The organism is Pseudoalteromonas sp. 0303 (assembly GCF_013349995.1).
In the GTDB taxonomy this organism is placed as follows: Bacteria; Pseudomonadota; Gammaproteobacteria; order Enterobacterales; family Alteromonadaceae; genus Pseudoalteromonas.
Map to the genome: position 1 here is coordinate 49,314 of NZ_JABVXF010000025.1, position 14,266 is coordinate 63,579.

The window sequence follows — 14,266 nt, forward strand, 5'->3', positions numbered from 1 at the left end:
ATAAATTTTTATTATGTATCAATAAAAAAATATCATTATTAAAACACTGTGAAATAAATTCAATCCCTGTTTAAATATGTTCATCTTTACAAGATAGGCAAAAGTGCGTTTTAAGCGTACAATACAGCCTTTAAAAAACACCATACACGTTGCCTTAGGAGACCCCATGTTAGAACGTAGCATGAATATTTCGGATTTCGATCCAGAGTTATTTGCAGCCATCAATAAAGAGACGGCTCGTCAAGAAGAGCACATCGAACTGATCGCGTCTGAAAACTACTGTAGCCCACGCGTACTTGAAGCGCAGGGTTCTCAGCTTACCAACAAATATGCTGAAGGTTACCCAGGCAAACGTTACTATGGCGGTTGTGAGCATGTTGACGTTGTTGAGCAATTAGCAATTGACCGTGCAAACGAATTATTCGGCACAGATTACGCTAACGTTCAACCACATGCGGGTTCACAAGCAAACGCAGCTGTTTTCCAAGCACTTCTTCAGCCACACGATACAGTACTAGGTATGAGCTTAGCTCATGGTGGTCACTTAACTCACGGCTCACACGTTAACTTTTCTGGTAAAACGTACAATGCAATTCAATACGGCCTAAACGACGAAACAGGCGAAATTGATTACGCTCAAGTTGAAGCACTTGCATTAGAGCACAAGCCAAAAATGATCATCGCTGGTTTCTCTGCATACTCAGGCGTTGTTGACTGGGCTAAATTCCGTGAAATCGCTGATAAAGTAGGTGCATACTTATTCGTAGATATGGCTCACGTTGCTGGTCTTATCGCGGCTGGTGTATACCCAAGCCCAATCCCTCACGCACACGTTGTTACAACAACAACTCACAAAACATTAGCAGGTCCTCGTGGCGGTCTAATCGTTTCTGCATGTGGTGATGAAGAGATCTACAAAAAGCTAAACAGCGCTGTTTTCCCTGGCGGTCAAGGTGGTCCTTTATGCCACATCATCGCTGCTAAAGCGGTTGCTTTCAAAGAAGCATTACAACCAGAATTCAAAGCGTACCAAGCACAAGTTGTTAAGAACGCACAAGCAATGGTTGAAGTACTGCAAGAGCGTGGCTATAAAGTTGTTTCTGGTAAAACAGACAACCACTTATTCCTTCTTGACCTAATCGATAAAGATATCACAGGTAAAGATGCTGACGCTGCACTAGGTAACGCAAACATCACTGTAAACAAAAACTCAGTACCAAACGATCCACGTTCACCGTTTGTAACGTCTGGTCTTCGTATTGGTTCTCCGGCTATTACTCGCCGTGGTTTCAAAGAAGCTGAGTCAAAAGAGCTTGCTGGCTGGATCTGTGACGTACTAGACAACATCAACGATGAGTCTGTACAAGCAGAAGTAAAAGAGAAAGTTAAAGCTATCTGTAAAAAATTACCAGTTTACGCTTAATTACTAGTTAAACCGTAATTAAGATAACAATAGCGTTGTTTTTTGCTATTATAAAGGCCGCTTACTAAGCGGCCTTTTTTTGTTTTTATAAACGGAAGTTGAACCCTATGCATTGCCCTTTTTGCACCGCAAAAGATACTAAAGTAATTGATTCTCGACTTGTTGGCGGTGGTCACCAAGTGAGACGTCGACGTGAATGTAACGAATGCCATGAGCGCTTTACCACCTTTGAAGGCGCTGAACTTGTGATGCCAAGAGTCATCAAGCAAGACGGTAGCCGTGAACCATTCAATGAAGACAAGTTACTGAATGGCTTGCATCGCGCTTTAGAGAAACGCCCAGTGAGCACTGAGCAGGTCGACGAAGTCGTTAACATCATTAAATCTCAACTTCGTGCTACGGGTGAGCGTGAAATCTCTAGCCATTTAATTGGCGAATGCATCATGGAGTCACTAAAGAAACTCGACAAAGTAGCCTATGTGCGCTTTGCATCGGTTTATCGTTCATTTGAAGATATTCGCGAGTTTGGTGAAGAAATCGCTCGTTTAGGTGATTAATCATGTCGTTTACAGAGCTTGATACGGCTTATATGGCGCGTGCCATTGAGCTTGCTAAACTAGGTCGTTTTACTACGACACCAAACCCGAATGTTGGCTGTGTTTTGGTTAAAGATGGCGAAATAGTCGGTGAAGGGTTTCATCAATTAGCAGGGCAGGGCCATGCTGAAGTGAATGCCTTGGCTGTAGCTGGCGACAACGCGAAAGGCGCCACTGCATATGTGACTTTAGAGCCTTGTAGTCATTATGGACGCACTCCACCTTGTGCCGAAGGTTTAAAAGCCGCGGGTGTAAGCAAGGTGATTGCCGCTATGGTTGACTCAAACCCTGCGGTGAGTGGACGCGGCCTACAAATTTTAGCCGACGCCGGTATTAGCGTTGCATCTGGTTTACTTGAACAACAAGCGCGCGATTTAAATAAAGGTTTTTTAAAGCGTATGGAATCTGGATTGCCATATGTGACTTGTAAAATGGCATGTAGTTTAGATGGTAAAACCGCGCTAAATAACGGCCAAAGTAAATGGATAACAGGCCCTAAAGCGCGCCAAGATGTGCAAGCATTTCGTGCCGAAAGCTGTGCTATCTTAACCGGTGCAGACACCGTTATTACTGATAATGCCAAACTTAATGTTCGTGTTGATGAGTTGCCATTTACCATGCCAACATCGTTGCCTTTGCGCCAACCAACCCGAATCATTATTGACTCACAAAACAGGTTAACGCCTGAGCTTGCGTTATTCAGCATCGAGAGCCCGGTGATAATTTTTACCACTTCGCTTGATAATCACACCAAATGGCCTCACTTTGTTAAACACGAAGTAGTACCAGCAATTAACAATAAAGTTGATTTATCGGCGGTTTTAAAGCGTCTTGCTGAACTACAATTTAATCATATTTGGCTCGAAGCGGGTGCAACCCTTGCTGGGGTGTTCGCAGAGCAAGATTTAATTGACGAATACATTGTTTATATTGCCCCTAAGTTAATAGGTGATATGGGCAAAAGCTTACTAAACTTTGCAGAAGTCACCATGATGAGTGATATCACTGAACTGACCTTTACTGATACAGTGATGATTGGCGATGATATTCGCTTAACAGCGATAAAAGCAAAGCAAGCCACAGACATTGAAAATAAAGAGTAGCACTATGTTTACTGGAATTATTGAAGCAACAGGTAAAATTGTTGAACTAACACAAAAGCAAGGTGATCTAGCTATTCGTATTCAAAGCCCTAATTTGGATATGAAAGACGTCAAGCTCGGTGACAGTATTGCCACCAATGGTGTGTGTTTAACGGTTGTCGCTAAACATAGCGATGGTTTTAGTGCTGACTTATCAAACGAAACAATTAGCTTAACTGGGTTTGCACATTATAAAAAAGGTCAAACAGTTAACCTTGAAAAAGCCATGCAACCGGTTTCTCGCTTAGGTGGGCACTTAGTGTCAGGGCATGTTGATGGTATTGCGACTGTCGAAAGTATTAGTCCTAATGCTCGTGCAACTGAGTACTGGTTAAGCACAGACAATGATTTAATGAAGTACATTCCGTACAAAGGTTCGGTGTGTATTGATGGCATTAGCTTAACCGTTAACGAGGTTGAGCAAAATCGCTTTAAGCTGACGATTGTTCCGCATACTGCAGAGCAAACAACGATTGCAGAATTTCAGGTGGGGACTCAGGTGAACTTAGAAGTTGACCAGATTGCTCGCTATTTAGAGCGCCTAATTAAAGGGGCTGAACAACCTTCCCGTTCAGACATATCAATGAGCTTGCTAGCACAAGCTGGCTTTATTAAATAAGCACAGATACGTCACTATTAATCATACTCTCATGGGCACATTATGAATTTACACAGCGCGCAAGAAATTATCGATGACATTAAAGCCGGTAAAATGGTTATTTTAATGGACGATGAAGACCGAGAAAACGAAGGCGATTTAATCATCGCAGCAGAGCACATTAGTGCTGATGCTATCAACTTTATGGCAACACATGGCCGTGGTTTAATTTGTTTAACAATGACACAAGAGCGTTGTCAGCAGTTAGAATTACCACTTATGGTGAAAAATAACGGTGCTGCTTTTTCAACTAACTTCACAATGTCAATTGAAGCGGCGAAAGGTGTAACTACAGGTATTTCAGCGGCCGACCGCGCCCGTACCGTTCAAGCTGCAATCGCTAAAGGTGCCGTGCCGAGCGATATCGTACAGCCAGGGCATATTTTTCCAATTATGGCGCAGCCTGGTGGCGTTTTAACACGTGCAGGTCATACTGAAGCAGGTTGTGATTTAGCGCGTTTAGCAGGTCTTGAGCCTTCATCTGTGATTGTTGAAATCTTAAACCCAGATGGCACCATGGCGCGTCGCCCTGATCTTGAAGTATTTGCTAAAGAGCATGACTTAAAGATTGGCACCATTGCAGATTTAATCGAATACCGAAACCTAAACGAAACCACCATTGAGCGCGTTGCTAAATGTAAACTGCCAACAGATCACGGTGAGTTTGATTTAGTGACCTACAAAGACACCATTGATGGTCAGCTTCACTATGTTTTACAAAAAGGTGAAGTATCGAAAGATGAACCAACGTTAGTACGTGTTCACTTACAAAGTACCTTTAACGATATTCTATTATCAGATAGAAGTGCTGATCGTAGCTGGGGCTTATCAGATGCTATGGCTTATATCGCTGAGCACAACGGTGTGCTGGTTATCTTGGGTAAACAAGAGTCAACTGAAGACCTAGAAGCAACCGTTAAAGCCTTTGCCGCTGAAGATGCTGGCGAAAATGTGAGTCATCGTAAATTCCAAGGTACATCGCGTACTGTGGGTGTGGGCTCGCAAATTTTGGCTGATTTAGGTATTGAAAAGATGCGCTTAATGAGCCGTCCTAAGAAGTACCATGCGTTATCTGGTTTCCACTTAGAAGTGGTTGACTATGTTGAGCCACAGTCTTAGTTAGGGAAAACAGATTTACTAGGCTACTTTTATATTTTTGTGGTATTATGCGCCGTAATTTTTGCGCAATCGCAACCGCTTAAACTTATTTTTTAGGGTTATTAAATGAAAATTATTGAAGGTAACAAATACGCACCGGGCAAAAAATTTGCCATTGTCATTTCTCGCTTTAATGACTTTATTGGTAGCAGCCTATTAGCAGGTGCTGTTGATGAGCTTAAGCGCACAGGTGGCGTATCTGAAGACGACATTACAGTTGTTTACGTACCAGGTGCCGTTGAATTACCTTTAGCAGCGAAACGCGTTGCGGCAAAGAAAGAACACGATGCAATCATCGCTTTAGGCGTAGTGATCAGAGGTGGTACACCACACTTTGATTTAGTCGCTGGCGAATCAAACAAAGGTCTTGCGCAAGTATCTCTTGAGTATGATATCCCGGTTGCATTTGGCGTATTAACCACTGAAAGCATTGAGCAAGCAATTGAGCGCGCAGGTACCAAAATGGGTAACAAAGGCGGCGAAGCTGCTTTAGGTGCGCTTGAAATGGTTAATGTGTTAGACAAAATTTAAGTTTAAGGAATCTCTGTGAAACCAGCAGCAAGACGTAAAGCACGTATCTTAGCACTTCAAGCCGTATACTCTTGGCAGTTAAGCGGTAACCCAATTGCTGATATTGAACAGCAAATGTTAATTGAAAATGATGTGACTAAGATCGACGTCGAATATTTCAAAGACCTAGCACGCGGTGTTGTTGTTAACTGTAAGCAATTAGATGAAATCGTTGCACCACATTTAGCACGCCCAGCTGATGAGTTAGACATGGTCGAAAAAGCAATTTTACGTCTGTCTGGCTATGAGCTGAAATTCCGTGAAGACGTACCTTACAAAGTGGCAATCAATGAAGGCATTGAGCTTGCTAAGATGTTTGGTGCTGAAGACAGCCATAAGTTTGTCAACGGTGTACTTGATAAAGCAGTGAAAGAACTGCGTAAGTAAGTAACCCCGTAAAGGAGAGCCGGCTTGGGCCGGCTTTTTTGTGTATGAAGGAATTTGAACTAATCAATCGTTACTTTAAGGGGCGTGGCATTATTCGCCGTGATGTGAACCTAGGTATTGGTGACGATTGTGCCTTAGTAACTGTGCCTGAAAACTGTCAATTGGCGGTAACAACAGACACCTTAGTTGCGGGCGTACACTTTTTTGATGACATCTCTGCGCGTGCCCTTGGGCATCGAGCTTTAGCTGTTAACTTAAGTGATCTTGCGGCAATGGGTGCTGAACCTACGTGGATTTCGGTAGGCCTAACTTTGCCTGAAGCAAATATAGAGTGGCTTGAAGAGTTCACTGAAGGCATGCATGAAATTGCAGAGTACTTCAATGTGCAAATCATTGGTGGTGATACCACTCAAGGCCCTTTAACTATTACGATTTGCGCTAAAGGCATCGTGCCTGAAGGCAAAGCACTGCGCCGTAGCGGTGCTAAAGTTGGCGATTGGATTTATGTAACAGGTCCGTTAGGTGATGCTGGTGTAGCCATTGAAGCTCGTAAACAAGGCCTCGATATCGCCCCAGAACACTTAAGCTATTTAAATAATCGTTTTGATTATCCGACTCCACGTGTTGCAGCTGGTCAGGTTTTGCGAGGCGCTGCCTCTGCAGCAATTGATATTTCCGATGGCTTATTAGCTGACTTGGGCCATATTTTAGCGCTATCGCAAGTTAGTGCGGTGATCAATGTTGATAAAGTGCCTGTTTCAGATGCATTAAATTCGTCGATTCCACGTGCAGAGCAATTTGACTACATTTTAAATTATGGTGACGACTACGAGCTGCTGTTTATCGTGCCAGAAAGCAATAAAAGCATGGTTGATATGAAGCTACGCCAATATGGTGTTGAAGCAAGTTGTGTGGGTCAAATTAAAAGTGGTGAAGGTGAGATTGAGCTATTACTTGATGGTGAGCAATTTAATTATCAAGGTAAGGGCTTTCAGCACTTTACGAAGGAGCCGGTTTGAGCAGTAACCGATTATTCAATTTAAAACGCCCACACCAATTTTTTGGTTTGGGTTTTGGCTTAGGCCTTGCCCCTAAAGCACCTGGCACCTTTGGTACCTTTGCTGCCTTGCCATTTATTTTTACTACTATGTACTTTCCACTGTGGTTACAGATTGTGTTTGCCATCGTGATCAGTGTATTTGGTATTTGGGCATGTGGTAAAACAGCAGATGACTTAGGGGTACATGATCATCCAGCCATTGTTTGGGATGAAGTTGCTGGTTATTATATCACCATGATTGGTGCTGCACTGAGTTGGCAGTCACTGTTGGTTGGTTTTTTATTGTTCCGCTTTTTTGATATCGCTAAACCAGGCCCTATCCGAATTCTCGATAGACGTTTACACGGTGGCTTGGGCATCATGGCTGATGATATTTTAGCTGGTATATTTTCATTAATTTGTGTTCAAGCCTTGTTTAAAGCAGGCTATTTGCCTTTTTAAACGATGAGTTAAGTGTTACTTGGTGGCAAGTATATGATGCGATTTCTAGTTGTCTGTTTGTTGATGCTTTGCAGTACGCCTGCGTTTGCATCTATTACTGACTATGTCGTCAAACAGTGGAACATCCAAAATGGCTTGCCATCGCAATCTTTAAAAAGCATTGCTCAAGATGAGCAAGGCTATATGTGGCTGGGCACTCAGTTTGGCTTAAGCCGCTTTGATGGTAACACCTTCACTAACTTCAATACGCAAAACAGCGATTTCCTACCAAGTAATGGTATTAATAAGCTATTAGTTGATAGTACTGGGTTACTTTGGGTTGGTACCAAAAATGGATTGGTAACACTTGACCCTAAAACCATGATGTCGCAAACCTTTAACGTTAAAGGTCCGGTTCGCGATATTCTTGAAGATTCCAAAGGCAGTATTTGGATTGCAGCGAATGGTCTTTATTATGTTGCTCGAAATCAAGTCACACTAAACCAAAACTCCGCGTTAATTGTACCGGTATCTAATGCCACTGCTATTACGCAAATTGTGGGTTCAGTGAGCCAAATGGCGTTGTCGCCAGAAGGCATTTGGCTGGTCAATGAGCGTCACTTATTGCGTTTAACCAATACCTCTTCTGACTTTGCAAAGTTACGATTAGAGCTGACTGCCAAAGTTTCATTACCTGAGCGTTTAGCACAAACCATTATTCATGACATGGCTTGGCTTGAAGGGAATTTATACCTTGCTTCAGAGCTGGGTGCTTACTTTCTTGATTTAGATGACGAGCTGCGTCCATTCCCACTGCCAAATGCCAGTAATTCTGCCGTTTATAAGTTTATGAGCGACTCAGATGGTGCGCTTTGGATTTCGACCTATGGCCGGCTGTTATTTCGTGATAACTCAGGAGATTGGCAATGGGTTGAGCCAAGCCAGCTCGATCAAAGCATTTGGTTTGCCGATATTTTCCGTGACAATCAAAATAACATTTGGCTGGCAAGCTTCAGTGAAGGCTTATGGCTTGCTCACGAAGGGCGTATTGAACGTCACTCAGCTATCTCAAATATGACCGAAGCGGTGATGGCAATTAGCCAAGCACCTGATGGCAAATTATGGGTGGCTAACCGCAGCAGTGTTGGTTACTTCGATTACAACAAGAATTTTGTAAATCAAATTCCGAGTAACCAGTTTGGTCGAGCAGCAGTGCACGACTTACAGTTTGACGGTGATCGTTTGTACATCGCAACAGGCCGCGGTGTGTTTTATTACGAAAACCAAAACTTGTATACGGTACCGGGGCGAGCGCTGCGTGATAACCCTGTATTCGCAATTAGCCGTTCTAGCAAAGGCGGTTTTTGGCTCGGTACTGGCCGTGGTATGTACCGCTTAAGCTACGGTGGTTTAACACCCTTTGCATACAATGCCTTCTTAAGCAGTAAATTTATTACCTATGTTCTGGATGAGCAAAACTTTGGTTTAATTGGCACCAGTAAAGGGGCTTATTACTTTACCGACCGCGGGATTGAAAAAATTGGCGACCAAACCAGCTTAGAAAGTGCCTACGTTACCAGTATTTTGAATATTGAAGGGGTGGGGATATTAATTGGCTCACTTAACGATGGTTTATTTTATCGCAGTACCAAAGGTCAGTGGCGTCAGTTAGATGCGACAGATGGTCTGCCGTATGGCTCTATTTTTAGTCTTGTTTACGATAAGCAATTAAAACGTATCTGGGTCAGTACCATGAAGGGTGTATACCGCATGCCAGTCGAGCAGTTTGGTACTGATATCGAGAGCTTAAAAGTAGAGCAAGTGATCTCATCGTTCGACCGTCAACTTGATGGTAAAGCAAGTCAGTGTTGTGCTGGCCTTGGTCATGACGCTGTAGCAGATACCGGTAACTCTATTTGGTATCCAAGCCTACAAGGTGTGGTAGAAATACCAAAGAGCGTTGAGCTTTTTGGTGTTCAAGCTCTTAAGCCTCGTATTGAAAGTTTGATCACGCCGCTTCGTCATTTAAGTACGGCTACTTTAGGCAGTAAGCCAGAGCTACATATTGATGAACGCGATGTAACGTTAAAATACACTGCGATTGATTATTATGCCCCTTCAAGTATCGAGTTCCGTTACCGTTTAAGTGGCTTAGACAGTGACTGGCGTTATGCCAATACTCGTCGTGAGGCAATCTATACCAACTTACCACCGGGGTCGTTTTTATTCCAACTTGAAGCAAAGCGCCGTGGTGAAGATTGGCAAAAAGCACGTCGTACTGAGTACAGCTTTGTAGTGCCGCGCCGTTTTGATGAGACTATTTATTTTAGACTCTTGATCACTAGTAGCTTTATTTTACTGTTCTACCTTGTGTTTTGGGTATTTAGAGCGCAAGAGAAACGTAAGCAATTAGCCCTTGAAAGCTTAGTAACAGAACGTACCGTAGAGCTTCGAGAAGCTAACGATAAGCTTAACCAAGTGAATTCACAGCTTAAGCTAGTAAGTCACTCAGATGAGCTTACAGGCCTACGTAGCCGACGCTTCTTGTTTGATCAGCTCCCTAAAGATATCGAACACTTCCAGCGTAACTCGCAGTCATTGCAAGCGCAGGGTAAGTCGCTCGTGCTATTAATAATTAACTTTGATAACTTTAGTCGCATTAATGATGCATATGGCCCGCTTGCTGGCGATAGCTGCTTACAGCAAATGGCGACTTTATTGAATAGCCGTACTCAAGGTTCTGACTATGTTGCACGCTGGAGTGGCGATGAGTTTTTACTCTTACTACGTGATTTCAAACGCACAGCGATAGACAATTATGTGGCCGATTTATGTGAAGCAATTGCAGCAAACCCATTTAGATTACCGAATGGAGAATCGACCACGATTACTGCATCTATTGGCTGGTCTTTCTATCCATTACCTTTACTGGGGGGCCAAGTTATTGGTTGGGAAACCTCAGTTAACCTTGCTGATATCGCACTGCATCAAGTTAAAAAGCGCGGTGGTGATGGTGTAGCAAACATTACCTTTGACGAGCAATTAGATGCCTTTGAATTCGAACAAAGCCACAATGTTGATCAGCAGCTTAGTGCACTACAAGCTAATGGCTTAGCCGATATTAAAATTTGGATGCGTTAAATATAGTGTTGTTTACACGATGTTTCGAGGGCGTTAATTTTTTTGGTGATTAAGTTTTTTATAAAAAGGGAAGGATATGAAAAAAATAATTGTAATGTTCATTAGCATATTGGGTTTTTATTCATCAAACGGTGTGGCTGATATTCAATCGGAGGCTTTTTTTTGCAAACAATGTACTAGTAAAGAGATTGCTAGGACAATTGCCAAAAATGAGTACATTAACCCTAAAAAATGTTATCCAGAAGATCCAAATCGCCCAATGAGCATTGATAATATGATATGTGGCTCTGTTCAGAAAAATGTAGTTTTAGTAAATCCTGTCACTAAAACAGTTTATAGCTTTTTATTAGGGCATAGCAAAGTTGCTCCAACGTTTTCTGCTCAAGCATTAGATAGAACACTAACTCAGAATCAAATTGAAGGCTATCAAGCTGTTGTTGATTATAATGAAGCTCTTAGTTATGCGATAAGTAATATTCAGAATTATGAGGCGAGTAATATTCAAAATACAATGGTTTTTAATTCAGTGCCAATGACTTCATCATCAGATACTTGTCCTGATAATACAGCTCTATCGATGTTAGTTGATCCAAATAAAATGAATCATCTTAAAGAGTTAATGAATTTATCTCTAATGTTCAACTTAGAAGGTGCTCCGACCGGAGAGGTAGTAAAGCGCATTAACAACTCAGGGCGAGTTAGCCCTTCAAGTGTTGGAGTCAACTTAAATGGTGTCAGTTACAATGTGAAATACACTGAAGAAACGAAAAAGCCTGTTTTGATTTGGGAGTTTGAACAAAGTGAAAAAGAAAGCTCATTCAAAGATGGTTTAGTTTTTGACTATGAAATCTACCTTTATGACTCTAATGGTGCTCCACGTACTCGTTACACTGTAATTGATGAAGCATCAAGAGTTGCCGGAATGACCTTGTCTGCTCTAAAAGGTAGTGATACAGGACCTGCACTCATTGATAATGAATGCACTCTTGATAAGTTAGCAGAATTGAATGAAACAGGGGCGTTTACCAATTCGAACGGAGGTGTTGTAGGATTCAATGGTTCATCTGGAGCTACTAACACTATTATCAACGGTAGTGGTAGTGGTGGTGAAACTTGCACGATCTTTTTTAAGCAACATGGAACTGGTCAATCAATAGTATTCCGTGTTCCTAGATCACTATGTAATTAGAAAAATGCCTTATCTAGAGCTAGATAAGGCATTGGAGGCCAACAGAGGCGTTCGTTACCTAAACACCTTTTGATGGTTAGTGATTAAGCCAAGCAGGTAAAACAGCCACAGACTCTGGGGCGGTAAAGGAGTAGCTAACTGTTGCTGCAATGTCACCGCTAGGACTATTTAATATATTATCAAAGCGCAAAACTAGGCCATTCGATTTTTCGGCAACATATAAATCATTACCCGTGTACATAATATCGACAGGGTTACCTAATTGGCTTGCAGGACCTGCGATATTTACACTTACATTGGTTAAACCACTGGCCATAGCGGCACTATTAATCACATAAATTTTCCCGTCGGTGGCATCGGCTGCAGAGCCAACATCAGAAACTATTAGTGAGTCACTTAATGGGTCATAATCAATACCATGAATATTGGTTGGTGCAGCAAATGCAGTGCCGCCGGATGCTGGGGTAATTAAACGATCTTCACCTGTAATGCTTGTCATACCTGACATCCACTTACTTTTCACTTCATCAAAAACAGCAATTGTGCCATTGGTAAGTGCAACAAATGCTCTGTCAGTTGATGGATCATAGTCTACATCCCAAGGGCGTGCACTAGCACTGGGTGTTAGGGTCATTAATGGGCTTACATCACCTGTTGCACAGCTAGAGAAAATGAGAACACCAGGCGTTGTTGCATTAAATTCAGCAACAAAAATCATGCCTATATCTGAAGCTATATCAATACCTTTTGGTGAGATAATACCAGTACTTGCTCCCATGATTGTTCTATCTTGGTTGGTTGCGTAACTTTCAGCGTTGCGCTGTGTTGCAACCTTGTTTGAAATAACGATACCACCCATAGATGTAGCTGCATCATCAAATGTCGCATAGCTAGTGCCAGACTTATCAAATGCTACACTTTCAATTGTTTGATTTGCATTATACGTTGCCAGTTCGGCTGTTAAAGGAGCGTTTAAACGACTGATTTGACCTGTTGTTGGACCTATAGTACCTGGGTTACTACTTACCGCAACGCCTAGCAGGGGCATGTTAACCATAATACTATCAGAACTATCTTGCATATTATTATGCATAACGGTTTCTGTGATTGATTCAGGTTTTGTTGTTGGCGTGATGAGATCTGGCGATACATCACCACTTTCGCCCGCAAAAATATTACTAAATACTAGAACTGCATCATTTGATTTTTCAGCCACACGCAAGTCGCTGCCAGTAAGACTTATATCCACAGGGTTACCGAGCATAGACATTGGGCCTGCTATATGACGGTCAACCGTAACCATACCATCTGCTTGAGCAGCATTTGAAATAACAAAGAGTGCACCATCTGTTGCATCAGAAGCACTACCTACATCAGACAGCACAAGCTTGTTACTGGTCATATCTAAAGCAATACCATGAATATTTACTGAGATTTTTGTACCAGTATCATCACTTGGGGTAATGGTTCGAGTTGGTGTTGCAGCAAAACCGCCCATTACATAACTGTCATAAACAGCGACATCACCGTTAGTTAATGCAACGTAAAGACGATCGTTATTTTCATCATACGTGAGATCCCATGGCTTTGCATCGGTTACTGTTGTTGCTAATGGTGCTACATCTCCTGCAGCTTCTTTGCCAAATACTGTTACTTGCATTGCATTGAAATCAGCAATAAAGACAAGACCGTATTTATTAGAGATATGTATGCCCTTCGGATTTACCAGTGTGGTGTTTGTGCCAGATAACATACGATCAATATTATTGGTGTACATGCCATCTGCACGGTTTAACACTTGGCATACTGTAGTTAGTGCGCCATTGCCAGAATCAGCAGCTTGCACTAAATTACCTAAGCTATCGAAAACAACACCTTCATTAGCACCAGTATTAAATGTTGTGAGTTTAGCGGCGTTTTGATCAATGAGGTTGATAGTGCCTGCATTATCAGAACCATTGTTGGCCAATATAAATGTTGCTGATGCAAAGCCCGGTGCACCATCGTTGCCATTCATACCATCTGCACCATCCTGACCATCAGAGCCATCAGTTCCATTTTGACCATCGACACCATTAGTTCCGTCTTGCCCTGCTGCACCTTGAGCTCCCATAGCACCATCTTTACCATCATCTCCATCACACCCTGTGATACCCAGCATCACAGCAAGAGCAATGGCAGAAAACGTGATTTTAGATAGTTTTGAATTAGCGAGTTGTTTATCTTTAATAGCATTACTTTTAATCGTATTCATTTGTCTATACCTTTTAAATATTCCATCAAATGTGAACAAACAACCTGTATTGTTTAACTGCAAATACGTGCTCACGAGTTAACCTCAGTGAATAAACGGCTAGCTAAAGATATTGGATGCAAGAAAATAGAAAATATGTAATTTATTTTTTATGTGTATGGTTTTAAATAATAAAAAAGGAGCCTTAAGGCCAATGCCAGTCAGTTAAGCTGACTGGCATTTCTTTTTTTATGTGGGTACTTTGATGGCTTAGGCTTTATCGCTCTTG

General features: G+C 42.1%; 12 protein-coding genes. 11 read left to right on the forward strand and 1 reads right to left on the reverse strand.

Going from position 1 to position 14,266, the window contains the following annotated elements; translation table 11 throughout:
- Nucleotides 1–166 precede the first annotated feature (166 nt).
- The 11 genes from glyA to HUS62_RS15775 all read left to right on the forward strand — a co-directional run bounded on the left by glyA (nt 167) and on the right by HUS62_RS15775 (nt 11,744).
- Nucleotides 167–1,423 (forward strand): serine hydroxymethyltransferase, encoded by a 1,257-nt coding sequence (gene glyA, locus HUS62_RS15725; protein WP_054562665.1) that lies wholly within the window; start codon nt 167–169, stop codon nt 1,421–1,423.
- A gap of 107 nt (nt 1,424–1,530) precedes the next feature.
- Nucleotides 1,531–1,980, forward strand: a complete 450-nt coding sequence (nrdR, locus tag HUS62_RS15730) for a transcriptional regulator NrdR (RefSeq protein WP_054552576.1) — start codon at nt 1,531–1,533, stop codon at nt 1,978–1,980.
- Between the two features lie 2 nt (nt 1,981–1,982).
- A complete protein-coding gene (gene ribD, locus HUS62_RS15735) occupies nt 1,983–3,122 on the forward strand; it encodes a bifunctional diaminohydroxyphosphoribosylaminopyrimidine deaminase/5-amino-6-(5-phosphoribosylamino)uracil reductase RibD (protein WP_175080279.1) in 1,140 nt (379 codons plus the stop codon).
- Between the two features lie 4 nt (nt 3,123–3,126).
- Nucleotides 3,127–3,780 (forward strand): riboflavin synthase, encoded by a 654-nt coding sequence (locus tag HUS62_RS15740; RefSeq protein WP_054562663.1) that lies wholly within the window; start codon nt 3,127–3,129, stop codon nt 3,778–3,780.
- A 42-nt stretch (nt 3,781–3,822) separates the two neighbouring features.
- Entirely contained in the window at nt 3,823–4,938 is a 1,116-nt protein-coding gene (ribBA, locus tag HUS62_RS15745) for a bifunctional 3,4-dihydroxy-2-butanone-4-phosphate synthase/GTP cyclohydrolase II (RefSeq protein ID WP_175080281.1), read from the forward strand.
- A gap of 105 nt (nt 4,939–5,043) precedes the next feature.
- On the forward strand, nt 5,044–5,508 hold the full coding sequence (gene ribE / locus HUS62_RS15750; protein WP_054562661.1) for a 6,7-dimethyl-8-ribityllumazine synthase: 465 nt from the start codon (nt 5,044–5,046) through the stop codon (nt 5,506–5,508).
- A 15-nt stretch (nt 5,509–5,523) separates the two neighbouring features.
- A complete protein-coding gene (gene nusB / locus HUS62_RS15755; RefSeq protein ID WP_054552571.1) occupies nt 5,524–5,934 on the forward strand; it encodes a transcription antitermination factor NusB in 411 nt (136 codons plus the stop codon).
- Between the two features lie 44 nt (nt 5,935–5,978).
- The gene (gene thiL, locus HUS62_RS15760; protein WP_175080283.1) at nt 5,979–6,953 is read left to right on the forward strand and encodes a thiamine-phosphate kinase; all 975 of its coding nucleotides are present in this window, start codon (nt 5,979–5,981) and stop codon (nt 6,951–6,953) included.
- The gene (locus HUS62_RS15765; protein WP_054562659.1) at nt 6,950–7,435 is read left to right on the forward strand and encodes a phosphatidylglycerophosphatase A; all 486 of its coding nucleotides are present in this window, start codon (nt 6,950–6,952) and stop codon (nt 7,433–7,435) included. Before thiL ends, HUS62_RS15765 begins: the two co-directional genes overlap by 4 nt.
- A gap of 33 nt (nt 7,436–7,468) precedes the next feature.
- Nucleotides 7,469–10,555: a ligand-binding sensor domain-containing diguanylate cyclase gene (locus tag HUS62_RS15770; protein ID WP_175080284.1), complete on the forward strand. Its 3,087-nt coding sequence runs from the start codon at nt 7,469–7,471 to the stop codon at nt 10,553–10,555.
- A gap of 76 nt (nt 10,556–10,631) precedes the next feature.
- On the forward strand, nt 10,632–11,744 hold the full coding sequence (locus HUS62_RS15775) for a hypothetical protein (protein WP_175080286.1): 1,113 nt from the start codon (nt 10,632–10,634) through the stop codon (nt 11,742–11,744).
- A 76-nt stretch (nt 11,745–11,820) separates the two neighbouring features.
- On the opposite strand, the gene HUS62_RS15780 is transcribed toward HUS62_RS15775, so the two are convergent.
- Nucleotides 11,821–13,998, reverse strand: a complete 2,178-nt coding sequence (locus HUS62_RS15780; protein WP_175080288.1) for a collagen-like protein — start codon at nt 13,996–13,998, stop codon at nt 11,821–11,823.
- Nucleotides 13,999–14,266: the final 268 nt, after the last annotated feature.

Bases quoted from the DNA above. Each gene is read 5' to 3' on its own strand.
- glyA (WP_054562665.1), top strand. From the start codon at position 167: ATGTTAGAACGTAGCATGAATATTTCGGATTTCGATCCAGAGTTATTT.
- nrdR (WP_054552576.1), top strand. From the start codon at position 1,531: ATGCATTGCCCTTTTTGCACCGCAAAAGATACTAAAGTAATTGATTCT.
- ribD (WP_175080279.1), top strand. From the start codon at position 1,983: ATGTCGTTTACAGAGCTTGATACGGCTTATATGGCGCGTGCCATTGAG.
- HUS62_RS15740 (WP_054562663.1), top strand. From the start codon at position 3,127: ATGTTTACTGGAATTATTGAAGCAACAGGTAAAATTGTTGAACTAACA.
- ribBA (WP_175080281.1), top strand. From the start codon at position 3,823: ATGAATTTACACAGCGCGCAAGAAATTATCGATGACATTAAAGCCGGT.
- ribE (WP_054562661.1), top strand. From the start codon at position 5,044: ATGAAAATTATTGAAGGTAACAAATACGCACCGGGCAAAAAATTTGCC.
- thiL (WP_175080283.1), top strand. From the start codon at position 5,979: ATGAAGGAATTTGAACTAATCAATCGTTACTTTAAGGGGCGTGGCATT.
- HUS62_RS15770 (WP_175080284.1), top strand. From the start codon at position 7,469: ATGATGCGATTTCTAGTTGTCTGTTTGTTGATGCTTTGCAGTACGCCT.
- HUS62_RS15775 (WP_175080286.1), top strand. From the start codon at position 10,632: ATGAAAAAAATAATTGTAATGTTCATTAGCATATTGGGTTTTTATTCA.
- HUS62_RS15780 (WP_175080288.1), bottom strand. From the start codon at position 13,998: ATGAATACGATTAAAAGTAATGCTATTAAAGATAAACAACTCGCTAAT.